At 54.7% G+C, this 12879-nt stretch carries 10 protein-coding genes and 1 pseudogene; 7 read left to right on the top strand and 4 right to left on the bottom strand.

Features of this window, described 5'->3' with window-relative positions; genetic code table 11:
• Positions 1-58: 58 nt before the first annotated feature.
• From K239x_RS24080 to K239x_RS24070, 3 genes are all read right to left on the bottom strand, one after another.
• A complete protein-coding gene (locus K239x_RS24080) occupies positions 59-2893 on the bottom strand; it encodes a hsp70 family protein (RefSeq protein ID WP_419189339.1) in 2835 nt (944 codons plus the stop codon).
• A gap of 93 nt (positions 2894-2986) precedes the next feature.
• Positions 2987-4759, bottom strand: a complete 1773-nt coding sequence (locus tag K239x_RS24075; RefSeq protein WP_145420879.1) for an Hsp70 family protein — start codon at positions 4757-4759, stop codon at positions 2987-2989.
• A 145-nt stretch (positions 4760-4904) separates the two neighbouring features.
• A complete protein-coding gene (locus K239x_RS24070; protein ID WP_145420878.1) occupies positions 4905-5462 on the bottom strand; it encodes a DUF2760 domain-containing protein in 558 nt (185 codons plus the stop codon).
• Positions 5463-5600: 138 nt separating this feature from the next.
• Here K239x_RS24070 and K239x_RS24065 point away from each other — a divergent pair, with 138 nt between their 5' ends.
• The 3 genes and pseudogenes from K239x_RS24065 to K239x_RS28940 all read left to right on the top strand — a co-directional run bounded on the left by K239x_RS24065 (position 5601) and on the right by K239x_RS28940 (position 7722).
• Positions 5601-5984 (top strand): hypothetical protein, encoded by a 384-nt coding sequence (locus tag K239x_RS24065; RefSeq protein WP_145420877.1) that lies wholly within the window; start codon positions 5601-5603, stop codon positions 5982-5984.
• Between the two features lie 170 nt (positions 5985-6154).
• Positions 6155-6706 carry a DUF6088 family protein gene (locus K239x_RS24060; RefSeq protein ID WP_419189338.1) on the top strand — a complete coding sequence of 184 codons (552 nt, stop codon included), beginning with the start codon at positions 6155-6157 and terminating at the stop codon, positions 6704-6706.
• A gap of 2 nt (positions 6707-6708) precedes the next feature.
• Positions 6709-7722 (top strand): annotated as a pseudogene (locus tag K239x_RS28940) (nucleotidyl transferase AbiEii/AbiGii toxin family protein).
• A 645-nt stretch (positions 7723-8367) separates the two neighbouring features.
• Here K239x_RS28940 and K239x_RS24045 read toward each other — a convergent pair.
• A complete protein-coding gene (locus K239x_RS24045) occupies positions 8368-9051 on the bottom strand; it encodes a transposase (RefSeq protein WP_145420873.1) in 684 nt (227 codons plus the stop codon).
• Positions 9052-9537: 486 nt separating this feature from the next.
• Between K239x_RS24045 and K239x_RS28935 the strand changes: the two genes are divergently transcribed.
• From K239x_RS28935 to K239x_RS24025, 4 genes are all read left to right on the top strand, one after another.
• A complete protein-coding gene (locus tag K239x_RS28935; protein WP_419189337.1) occupies positions 9538-10317 on the top strand; it encodes a hypothetical protein in 780 nt (259 codons plus the stop codon).
• Between the two features lie 177 nt (positions 10318-10494).
• Positions 10495-11007 carry an ISAs1 family transposase gene (locus K239x_RS24035; RefSeq protein ID WP_145420872.1) on the top strand — a complete coding sequence of 171 codons (513 nt, stop codon included), beginning with the start codon at positions 10495-10497 and terminating at the stop codon, positions 11005-11007.
• A gap of 445 nt (positions 11008-11452) precedes the next feature.
• Complete coding sequence (locus tag K239x_RS24030; RefSeq protein WP_419189336.1) at positions 11453-11812, top strand: helix-turn-helix transcriptional regulator; 360 nt, start codon at positions 11453-11455, stop codon at positions 11810-11812.
• A gap of 616 nt (positions 11813-12428) precedes the next feature.
• Complete coding sequence (locus tag K239x_RS24025) at positions 12429-12731, top strand: VF530 family protein (protein WP_145420870.1); 303 nt, start codon at positions 12429-12431, stop codon at positions 12729-12731.
• Positions 12732-12879 lie beyond the last annotated feature (148 nt).

Here is a 12879-nt window from a genome sequence, read left to right as displayed (position 1 = left end):
CACTGGTTTGGACCTGCACGGGCATTGAATCTGCATGGCATCGAAGCCGCAAACGCCGTCATCTTTCCAGGCGAATGCCTAGCGGCAGCGAATCGCCAAAGATGGTCGCGGCTTCTTCGGTTTCTAGTTTACCGCCTTTGCGGAGCAGTTCAATGTTGTGCTTTGGAGCTCCGCGATCAACCAAGTGCTCGATCGCTCTTTCGCGAGTCTCCGTTGGCAAATCGCGGAAACGGTCGCCTGTTTTTCGCGCCAGTTGTACGATCGCCAACATCATCTTGGAATCGATTTCTTCACCTGGATTTTGACAGTCAAAATCGATCAATCTTTCACACCATGCGGCCGCGTCACCCGCTGGGACCGTCGCATTCAAAGGACCATAAATCGGTTGTCGACTACCGATCCGGCCGATTGCCCACAACAGAGCGCTGCGAATCTTTTCGTTCTTTCGCTTCCCCACCGCGTCGATTGCCGCGCGACCCAAGTCGACTTTGTCGCTGGATGTCAATCGTTCCAACGCCCCCGCCAAACGCCATACTTCTGTCGCTTCATGAGGTGCCAATTGCCATTTTTGCGTGCGCAGTTCTTTTAACCAAGGATCTGCAAGCTGTACTTGTTGACCCGCGGTCAAGCCACCGGCGATGCGTCGCCACATGATCATCGATTCGGTTCGCGATGCTGGTGCAGAGAAAGCTAACTTGGAGTGCACGGCTTTCCAGACACTCGCAACTCGCCAATCATCGACCGCGACTCCGTAGCCGGGCCGCAAACAGTATCCGACCAAATTCAGCCAACGCGATTCATGCTGCGGTGACTTGTGACGGCCCTGATTGTGATCGAACAGAATCTGCCACTGCTCGCGCAAAAGCGACGGCGGCCATTTGTCACGATGCATCTCCGTGATCGATTGCAGTTGTTTGACCAACCGAGCGGGCTTGCCAATTGGCTGATCTGGAATCGGTTCGCCGAAGACGGATTCGATGGCACCGGCGCACTCGGCCACCGTTTCTGAATCGACGATTCCTGCGGCCTCGCCAATTCCCTCGTGGGCATCGCGGTCCGTCTCTAGCGTGCTGCGAATGTCAAACTCCAGCCGCCAGCGTTTTCCCGTCTCGGCGTCAACGCAGTACAAACCGACCGTCCCGATCTCGCTAAGTTCGGATTCGATCACGACATTGATTTCAGCGTTTTGACGTTTCTTTCCCATCACCAGCGCCGTGCAAATCGGTGGGAGCGGTGATGCTTCCTTGCGATCAATGTCGATCAATTCGCCCACCGAATCGGCCAGCCGAGTGCTGCTAACCCACAACGGAAACTGGATCGGTGAACCAATTTGAAGTTTCAAGGGATGACTGTCAGCGCGAAAACGCTGGCCAGCTTCGGCGCTGCCTGGAATCAAACAGATCCCACGCGGCGGATCCGTTTCGACTTGCATGTAGTAGGAATGCCCTAGATTCGCAGCAATCCGGATGCCTCTACCGCGGCGAACCATCGCGTAGTAGGCCGCACCACGAGCCACCGCCAAATCCAAACGTGGCGACTCCAGCACGTCGGGTTTCCAAGTTTCGTCGCCAACTGCAAACCAGCGCGAAAGTGAATCGACAATTCGCCGCCCCACCGCCGGCGCCGCCATGACGCCGCCGTTGAACAGCACCATGTCGGGCCGATCCGCTTCTCGTTCGTTGCGGGCGTCGTTCTCGTCCAGTCCAGTCCGACGATGCGTATGCAGAAATTCAGCCAAATGCCGCGTCACTGCCGGGTCAGCCGCGTAGGGCAATCCGAATTCTTGAAAACCGCTTTCGCCTGACGCTGCCGCGTCTGTCAACGCAACATCGGGAAAAAAACCGTCCAACAGCACGCCGTCAATCTCTTCGGCGGTCAATTCGATCTGCAGACTTCCGCCCACCAACTTGGATCCTTCGGCCGGCAAATTGATCGTGTAAGTGTCGGGCCGGTTGTCCGACAACATCGTTTCCTTCACGCTCCGCGACACCTGAACCAAGCGGTCCCACTGCGATGGCGACAGCGTTTGATCAGCGATCTTTGATTCCGCCAACTTCGCCACCGCCAAATCCAAGTTGTCACCACCCAAGATTAAATGGGCCCCCACGGCGACGCGGTGGAACTGGATTTGGGATCCTTCGTCGCCCGCCGCGCGAACGCGAATCAACGTCAAGTCTGTGGTGCCGCCCCCAATATCGCAAACCAAGATCAGTTGGCCGGGCTGGACCTTGGATTGCCAGTCGTCGCCTTGTCGATCGATCCAAGCGTAAAATGCCGCTTGGGGTTCTTCGATCAAATAAACCCGCGGCAGCCCCGCTTTCTTGGCGGCAGAAACGGTTAGCTCCCTAGCGACTTCGTCAAAGGACGCCGGCAAGGTGATCACGACGTCCTGTTGTTCCAGCGGATGTTCGGGATGTTCGTGGTTCCAGGCAGATCGCAAATGTCGCAAGTACCGCGATGAAGCTTCTACCGGCGACAAGCACTGCACATCCGCGTCGCCATGCCACGGCAACAGATCGGCTGTTCGGTCGACGCCATCGTGGGACAACCAGCTCTTGGCCGAAGCAGACCGGCGTCCGGGATGGCGCTGCCCAGCGTCTCGAGCCAAGACCCCCACACTGAACTTTGTCGGCTCCGTTTGCCAGGGCAATCGGTGCCCGCCGTCTGTTTCGCTGGCGGTCAATTCATAGTGAAACGACGGCAGCGTCTCCCGTTGTTCTCGTTGCCCGATGTCGACCCACTGCGATACCCGAAAATTCTGAATCGTTGCTGATTCGTCTTCGCTGTCAATGAAACAAAGGGCACAGTTGGTGGTGCCCAAATCAATGCCAACGACGTAGCGGGAGAGTTGCAGTTCGTCGTCGTCGGTTGTGTTAGGCGAGGTGGTGGTCACGGTGGTGTCGATTGAGTGGATCCAGAAATGTGTGGTCGAATGCTGCGAGGTTGGTTCTTCAGCGTCGGCCGTGGAGCATTTGATCACATGGCATCACGATGCGTCGCGCGTGCTGAACTCCATTTTCCATTTGTCATCCGTCCGCGTCGAATGGCACCACAGTTCGAACATTCCCAGTTCGGTAATTCGACTGGCGAATTGGACCGGCACAAACGACTGGCCGCTTGCCGATTCAGACGACAGACTAATCGTGATTGGTTCGGTTTCCACCAGTTCCTCCTTGGTCCATTGGCTCAGTGCATTCCCGACCACGTCGTCGGGGCGAACCGATGAGGAAAAGAACCGAAACTGCGCTGTCTTGCCAACCATCACGCCGACTTCGGCGCTGGGCACGTCGGCTTCCGTTCCCTCTTCCATACCACGTGATGCAACGCACAGCGCCCGAAGCGGTCGCGGCACACCGGGAATCGCTAACCCGGCCGTCTCGATTCCCACGTAATAAGAACGCGCAGTGCCGCCGCGAATCCGAATCCCACCATTTGATTTGCTCCATCCATAATACGCCGCACCGATCGCGACGGCGGTGTTCAAGTCTCCCCGTCCGCCCAAAATCTGGGGCGTCGCTTCGCACCAACTGGCAACGGTTTCTTGCATCCGATCCCGTAACGTTTCGCTTCGGAATACGCCGCCGTTAAACAAGAGGTGCGAAGGCCGCAGCGGGCCACTGGCTTGATCAGAGCCCGCTTGGTCCGCCAAGAACGCTGCGACGTGTTTCGTGATCGCGGCATCCGATTCGTACGGCAATCCGATGTCTTGAAAACCCGATGCGGCTTGCTGTACGGGCCGATCCGTCGCATCGCATTTCGGAAAGAATCCCTCCACGATCAAGTTGCTTGTTTCCTGTTTGGTCAGCTCCGCGCTGATCGTACCCCCGATCAGCGAACTACCGCGACCAAGCACCGAAATGGTTTGACTTTCGGGGCCGTCACCTGAAAGCAACGACTCCTTGGCGTTTCGGCACGCATGCCAAAGCGAAGTGCTCTGCCAAGGATCCAATTCATGGCCTTGCTCTGCAAATTTGCCACTGGCGAAGTGCGCGAGCGCCAAATCCATGTTGTCGCCACCCAGTAAACAGTGGTCGCCCACTGCCAATCGTTTCAGCGAAAGCTGTCCATCGGTTTCCGACACAGTCACCAGCGTCAGGTCGGTTGTTCCGCCACCGACGTCCACGACTAATAAGACGTCGCCCGGTTTCAAAGTCTCTCGCCACTGTTCACCTTGGTTGGCCAACCAACGATAGACGGCAGCCTGCGGCTCTTCCAATAAAACAAATGAGGCAGGAAGTCCGGCAGCAACCGCGGCTTGCCGAGTCAACTCTCGCGCGGCGGGCGCAAATGAAGCGGGCACGGTCAAGACAACTTGCTGTTCTCTTAGCGGAGCGTCGGTGTGCTGTTCATCCCATGCGGCGACCAAGTGCGTCAAGAAACGAACGGTGCATTCGTAGGCCGACGTCTTGTTCACTTCGGGCGGCGCTTGCCAAGGCAACGAGTCGTCTTCGGGGCCGTTGGTCCAATGACACAACCAGCTCTTGGCGGCCACCACGACGCGTTGTGGATTCTCAGCTGCCTGTGCTCGCGCGTATTCCCCGGTGGGATCAGGACCATAGGCCGTCTCCAACGAATCGACTTCGCTGTCCCGCGGGAGATACAAAAACGATGGCAGTGCGTCTCGTGATTCAATCTGACCGGGCTGGATCAATTGAGGAATCGACAGCAACCGCAAATCGGCCTGGTTATCCAACGGCGAATAGGCAACGACGGAATTGGTCGTGCCAAGGTCAATGCCAACACTGTAGCGAGCGTTCATTTAGGAAAAGGTCGTTGAAGGAAAAAAGGGAATCTCGTTGGCCTGGTTCCCACCGGCGGCATCTAATCAGCCGATGTCTTCGGCCGCATGTGATCGAGCATGTCTTTGATGGCTGCGAAAGGCCGGTGGAAATCGGCCCTCCGTTTTAACGCTGCAGTTGTGCCGGAGCGATTACGTTGGCATCGGTGTCTGCGCCAGTCCAGGTCGGCAGCTCGACTTGAGTCGCTTGCCAACCTTGGTGAACCAGTTTGCCCGATGTCGAATTGCCTTCGCCAATCCACTGGTAGCGGGCCGGCGATCCGCCGTTCGTGATCGCGTCATTAAGATCAACGGTGGCCCCTTCGCCAGCGTCGCTGACGGCGGCCAAGCCAAATAGACGCGAGAGTGTCGACGCACAAGTTTGCAAACAAGGCCGCGCCGCAGCGCCGACCTGGGCATCGGAGAAATTCGATAGGTCTTCCTGGATCAGATCCACCAACCGAGCTTCCCGTTGCAAAGTCGACAGCAAAGTAATCGCGTCGCTACGAGTCGGAGTCTTCGGAGCGGGCATCTGCTCCATCACCACGGGGGCTTTAACCGGTGGTTTCGGCTCAGGCAGATTCGCACTCGGCGTATTTGCGTCCAGAGCCTGCCGCAGTCTTTCGGAAGCCTCTCGATTAAAAAGAGCCGCCGAAAACGCCTTCAACGCGATCCCCAGTCCCATATTGTTTCCCCTGCAATGAAAGTCAAAACCTCCAGCTTGGCAAACCCCCATCAAACGTCAACCGGCCCGCCTTTTCACCCGCAGAATCGAGGAATCAGAGAGAATCGGCCAGCAAATCGAAGAAGACAAATAGTCGCATTGCCGCCAACTCGAAGCGAATACACGAACAGATTCACTTCCAAGCTGATCAGCGGTTCCCAGGTCAAAGCGAACGCCAAGCAAGCAGAGCCGCTGCAGCTTCAGTGCCAAAACAAGAAAGACCAGATTAAACAGCTACTGGCTTTGGGGGGGTACACCCCAGAGGTGTCGAACAACGCAAGCGAAACCCAGCAAAAACAGCACTTGCCAAATTCGGCGGTGTCACCGGCGGTGACATCTGTGTTAACCACGTCCGACGCCGAGCAGCTTGCTGAACTCGTCCGACGTTGGCCGACGCTCAGTGACGCGGTTCGGAATGCGATCTTGATGTTTAGTGACGCGGTTCGGAATGCGATCTTGATGTTGGTTCGTGACCGCGATTGAAGGATGGCGTCCTAAGAAGACGCAACGATCCCAGCATCAACCAGGGGGCATGCCACCCGCTAGGAAATTCATGAAAAGATGTGTGTTTTCATGAAAAAACGGGTGCACTCTCATACATGCAATCCGTTGAAGACAAAGTAGTTAAGCGAATTTACGCGGGAAAGAGGGGAATGGTGTTCACACCACCCCGTTTCTTCGATTTGGGGTCCGAAAACTCCGTCAGAAAGGCACTCCAGACGCTGTCTGAAAAGGGTGTGATCCGGCGGTTGGGGCGGGGGCTGTATGACTATCCGGCATCGCATCCGAAACTGGGTGTTCTGACTCCGACGCCCGAACAGATCGCGATGGCGCTGGCAGGGAAAGACAAAACGAGAATCCAGCCGTCAGGTGCCTACGCTGCTAACCTTCTTGGCCTCACGTTGCAGGTTCCTGCCGAGGTCACATTCTTGACCGATGGTGCAACGCGAACAGTGACGGTGGGCAACCAGACGATCACGCTCAAACGGACGACGCCGAAGAACATGGCGGCGGCGGGTCGCATCAGCGGGTTAGTGATTCAAGCACTGCGTTACCTTGGACAAAAGCACGTCAACCAAAAGGTGATCGACACGCTTGATCGACGATTGAGTCCAGAGGATCGAAAGACGTTGCTTCGCGACATCAAACTTGCTCCCGCTTGGATCGGCGAAATTATCCGTCAGCTTGCAAAGAAGGACGCCTAGCCATGGATTCGCTTGCCAACCAGTCTGCCGAAGAGCGACGAACCTATTTTGAACAAGCCGCGATCCAGCATGGTCGTCTGAGTGCCCAGTTGATGGAGAAGGACTTTTGGGTCTGCTGGATTTTGAGACGTCTGTTCACGCTTCCGGAGATTGCCGATCACTTGACCTTCAAAGGCGGCACTTCGCTTTCCAAAGTGTTCAATGTCATCGAGCGATTTTCGGAAGACGTCGATGTAACGGTTGAACGCGAGTTCTTGGGATTTGGCGGTGCGGACGAACCTGAGCAAGCAAGCAGCAACCAAGAAGTTGAGCGACGGATCGCTCGGCTCGTGTCAGCTTGCGAATCATTTGTCGCCGACCGCCTGCAACTGACATTAGAGAAAGCGATCGCCGAATCGCTCGACCATTCAGATTGGACGCTCACGCTCGATCGCGAAAACCAGTCACCTCGTTTTCAGTTCCCGTCCGCCATCGTCACAGGCCTAAGCCAATACTTCGCTCCCTCGGTCAAGATCGAACTGGGCGCACGCGCCGATCCGTATCCTGTCGATTCGGCAACAGTCCACCCTTACTTGAAGGACGTCTTTCCAAACTTGATGGACGACAGCCTAGTCACCGTCCGAGTCTTGGACCTCGCCCGCACGTTCTAAGAAAAGGCAACCATCCTGCATTCGATTCATCACCGACCAGCAGACAAGCAACTTGGTCCGAGACAGTCACGCCATTTCTACGATCTCTTTCAACTTTCCGGCCACTCATTCGCAGATGAGGCCCTGGAGCGACTCGATCTACTTGAACGAGTGGCAACGCACAAACGCATCTACTTCCGTGCAGGATGGGCAAAATATACGGAGGCGAAGCCGGGATCCCTGAGACTCATTCCGCCCGAACCACGTCGCCAAGAACTGCAACGCGACTACACCGACATGCAGCCAATGTTCTTCGGCGACGTCCCGTCATTTTTCGAAATCATCGACGGACTCTCTGCGATCGAGCAGAGAATCAATGGTGATTGAGTGATTTGTTGTCACTTCGGAAGGTTACAGAACCAAACATCTGTCTTTTCATCTAATGAACGTATTGGCCAATCTTGGCCGTCGTTTGCGGGATCAGTCTAGCTTGACTTACGGCGGATGCGGGTTTTTCGAGTTGTTCGCTTTGACTTAATGCCTTCCTCCAATTTACGCTGCTCCATTTGACGCCGCTCTCTCAACGCTTGCATCTGTTCGTAGGCCTGTTGAGTTATGTGCTCACGTTCGACCTCCCTAGCGTACGTGTACGGCATGAGAAATCGAAAAAGAACGCGAATCGGTGGGCTAGTCAGAAAACTGGCTTTATGGCTCTTCTCAGAATCGAACTCTGCGGCGAATTGAATCCGTTTTAAACGCATCTCCATAGTCGCTCGGGTAACGACACCCTCGCTGTCACCGAGCCCATCCATAAGGCTTGCCATCATCGGAACCAATTCGCCAATTAGCCTTGACTCTACTCGCATTTCTTCAGCCAGCTCTTGTGACGTAAGGAGTTTGCGACGTATGTAGCTGGCTATTCCGAGTATGACAGGCAAGACTGCTAAAGGAATCGTGTAACGAGTCTGATTGAGAAAAAAAGAAGAAAAAAAGGGGTCAAAGAAAAAAAGGGGTCAGGCCTCTTTTTTGCGCTTATCCCCGAGGTAATCGCAGTTTCGGACGGCCGCGAGGCCTCATGGTCGACTCTAGGTTGAGGCGTCTGGCGATCGACTCGACCCAGCCTTCATTCCCGAGGGGGCGACCTCGCTGCGCACTGCGGCGGACAGCTTCGAGTTCCTTGTCACCTAGGGCCTGATTCACCTTTGCTTTCCAGTTGGATTGTCGCGAGATCGGCCAAGACGATAGGAGACTAGGTTGTGGGGGCCTCGCTTGCAGCCACCGCCACAAAGAGCACCACAGCCAATCCTCCGCGTGCTTGACCAAGCCAGCTCGCAAAGCGTTGCGTTCAACGTACCGGCAAACTGTCAGGAAATGCTCGTCGTCTTGGATCGGAAAGCTCTTGTAACGCTGCTGGTACACGTGCCCCATGCCGCCTGTGTGATAGTGAGCGTGGTATCGCATCGTGTGAGTACCTCCGACCCAGGCCATGAACCGACTCATTTCGCCATCGGCCAGGGGCCGAAGCACCAAGTGGTAATGGTTGGGCATCAACACGTAGCTGAACAACTCGACATCGTGGATCTCAAGAGCCTCGCCCAGGATGCGTTCAAACGCCGCGAAGTCCTCTTGTTTGTGGAAGATAGTTGCGCGAAGATTTCCACGGTTCAGGGCATGGTAAAGACCACCCGCTTCATCAGCGCGAGGAGCACGGGGCATCGCATTTCTCCAGCAAGGACAAGAAGCCGAAATGTAGCAATTACACCACTAGCTGTCAAAAAAGAGGCCTGACCCCTTTTCTGTGTCGAGATTCAAGTCATGACGCCGCCCGAGAACACGCCGCGTAAGGTCTGGGTCTACAAGAGTATCGACATCCAGAAGATGAAAGACGATTACTGGCGGTCGGTGCAAAAGTCGGGCAACTAGCCCAGAATCGTTGGTATCTACTCGTCTCGTTTCACCCTCCCGCGCGAACAAGTTGCCTGATTACTTCTCCTAGTCGCTTCGAGCCATTGATTTTCGGTACAACGCGTCTGATCGTTATGACCTGCAAAGCCTTCAATGATGAGTCCTCTGTCTGAGGGAATTCCCCCGCAGTTTGTTTGTAACGCTGTAGACTTTGACGTGAAAACTCAGCAAACATCAATCGTTCGAACGCTATGCCGTGACGAGGCGGGTTCAGTGATCTCCACTGAATTGGTGTTAATGGCTACGATTTCGTTGATTGGGATCCTGGCTGGCTTGACCGCCGTTCGCGATGCGATGGTTAGCGAGTTGTCAGATTTGTCAGGAGCGGTCCAAGACTCCAATCAGAGTTTCAGCTACACCGGTATCACGGGAGCCGATGCTGCCACCGTCGGATCGAATTTTGGCGACGCGCTGGATATTATTGATTCCAATGATGACACAGTCGGCCAAGCCGACAATTGCATCACATTCGATTCACTGCCAGTGCCCGAAATTCTGGACCCGATTGTGTTCAACGCGAACTTCGAGGAAGACATCGATTTTGATGAAGCCGTTCGCCGATTCGGCCGTGGTCCTTCTGCATTTCTGTTTCGCGACAATGACATCGGCGGCTGGCAAACGACAGCGACAGACGGACTGATCGAGATTTGGGAAGCCGGATTCGGTGGCGTTGAATCTCAGTCGGGTGGTTTCCACGCTGAAATCAATGCCAACCGTAAGGCACAGCTTTTCCAAGAGTTTGAAGTGCTTGCCGGTGACGTGGTTTTCTACTCGATTTGGCATCGTGGACGAGCTGGTGTCGACACGGCCGATATTTTGATTGGTCCCGTTGGGAGTCAAGTCTTCCAGCAACAGATAGAAACCGGCAATCAGGCATGGGCCAACTACACGGGTTCTTACGTCGTTCCTGATGGCGTTGATACTTTGAGGATCGGCTTCGAGTCTGTCAGCACAGCGACAGGCAATCAGTCAGTTGGAAACTTCATCGACAATCTGCAAGTGCAAATCTCGCGGTAGCAAAGTCGACGCGTGCAGCTTGGTCCGTCTTCTTGCAAAACCCGGTCGCATCTTGCAAAGCCCCGGCTCGAGCGCTCGATCGTCGCCTCGCTATTATGTCGTTGCAAAAAGGACTGGGAACAGATTCGTGCCTCCCCAACTCCCAGTTAGATGTGAGAACACGTCGCGGGACTCAGTTTGAAGCAAGAAAGGGTCAAGCAAGAAAGGGGGCAGGCCTCTTTCTTGACTTATCAGCTTGATGAAGTTCGCGATGTCGACAAAGGACACGGTCGCATTGAAATTCGATTCTTGCAAGCCAGTTCTCGCCTGAAGGGCTATCTCAACTGGCCAGGTTTCGCCCAAGCGATCCGGATTGAGCGAACACGCATCATCAACGGTAATCGAACGACAGATGTGTCCCACGCGATCACAAGCGTTGGTCCTGACCGGGCGGGTGCCCGCGAGTTGCTTACGCTGAGTCGCGGCCACTGGGGAATTGAAAACCGCCTGCATTGGATTCGCGATGTCACCTGGGTCGAAGATAGTTGTGGTATTCGCAAGGGTCACGGACCAGAGAATTTCGCGACTCTTCGCAACGCCAGCCTCACGCTACTTCGTCATTCAGGCTGTAACGCAATCGCACGCACCCTTAGAGACTTCGCAGCCAGACCAGCGAAAATGCTCAAAATCCTGCGCAGATTAAGCAACTGAGTTGCCCTGAATCACTGTGAGCGTGCCTAGCAGCGAAAGCTAGTACCTGACACATTAACGCTGAGTACCGACCAAGGATGCGTCGCAAAGAAAAAGTTTTTTTTTGTTGCCGCAATGATGCTGGATTTGCCGACAATACGCCTGCTGCGTGAAGCGGCATCTGGACGTTGACGGATCGTGCTTAACGAATTGCAGGGCGTCTACACGTTACGCCTGCTCACAGCAATCTCACTTACTTTTGTCCAAAGAACTAGCACGCAAAAAAATGGGCTTCACTCAAAAGCAGCTGCATCGTCTTCAACAGCTCAATCTTCGAAACGTGCTTTTTGTTGACATGCAAGGTGTGTCGCACAGCGGAGCACGAATTGCGCTTGGTCAAGATACAACGAATCCTGATCGTCCTGTTCCCGTCTGGCAGCTGTTTCCTCCTCGCTACAAAGACAAAGTGCAGCAGTTTTTGGCAAATGCAACTTATGATCGGATCTGTGAGGGAATTTCGGTCGAAGCGTTGGATGGAACGGCGCTCTACGTTACCGCAGAATTTGTTGAACCACTGCAGATGATTGCATTTGCCATTTACGATGCACCAATAGAAGGCATTCACGAACGTGAATGGGAAATTGTCAGGCTATTGGCGGAAGGCGATTCGCAGGCAGAAATATCCGAGAAGGTTGGCATCACTTCGTCTACGATCAGGACATATCTGGGTCGTGCGAGAGAGGTCGTTGGATGCAAGACCAATGAGCAAATGATCGCTGTTTTGAGCAAAACGAACACTTTGGCGTCTTCACCGAACAAGACTTGAAGCGTCTGAACGAGCTGGACAGTGTCCTGATCAAGAACTAGTTTCTTGATGCTGGCATCGTGCTGGCAAACGGCTGTGCTCGCCGGGATTCCATGCAACGTGGAACCCCGGCGGCACTTTCTCCTGATATGGTCAGAGCAAGCCGATTCCTGTCGCCCGCCTCTACTGAGCGAATCGTCGCGTACGTGATAACCGCGGGTCACAAGCAATTGATTCCATCGTGAACACATTTCGGCCGGTGGGAACCGGCCCTACGTGATACAGCGTTCCTTTTCTAACCTGGAGACGTGCGTTTGTTCCTGACAGATTTCCGTTGACCTAGGGCGGAGCCCGACGCAATCACTGCAGGTGGAGTTAGAAAGTATCAAATGGGCCAAGTATCAAATGGGCCAAGTATCAAATGGGCCAAGTATCAAATGGGCCAAGTATCAAATGGGCCAAGTATCAAATGGGTCAGGACTCTTTGATTCTTGCGTGCGTCAACAAGTTTGTCTGCCGCTCTGTTCACTCCGGTATTCGAATCTCTCGATGTCATTCTGTTAACTTGGTCAGCTAGTTAACATGACCTGCCCTTTGACGAAAAGCGATCGGGACATCGAGAGTCACCGAGATAGCCATGAACCAATCCCAACCCAACAATCCTCTGCATGGCGTCACGCTCAAGGCGATGCTGGAATACTTGGTCGCGGAGTACGGCTGGGAGCGATTGGGCGAACGGATCAACATCCAGTGCTTTAACTCCAATCCGAGCATCAACAGTAGCTTGAAGTTTCTTCGCAAGACGGATTGGGCGCGGACGAAGGTCGAGCGGTTGTACGTGTACTCAATCGCCTTCGACGAGCGGAAACGCAAGAAAGCTGCCGCCGAACAAGCCAGCGGTTTGGGGAACGTTTGGGATCGAGCACGTCGCAGCGAATGACGTTTCCCAGCGGCTTTGCGATCCTGAGAGTTGCTGGTTGAAGTCGGGCTAATTAAAGGGGTTAGCCCCGGAACCGGCCCTACATCTACTGAAAGCAATCACACCTGACGAGATCATCGCGGCAACCGCTGCAAACCATGGCATCACC

The sequence above is a fragment of the Stieleria marina genome, assembly GCA_007741555.1.
Taxonomy (GTDB): Bacteria; Planctomycetota; Planctomycetia; order Pirellulales; family Pirellulaceae; genus K23-9.
This window is presented reverse-complemented; position numbering and strand designations above follow the sequence as displayed.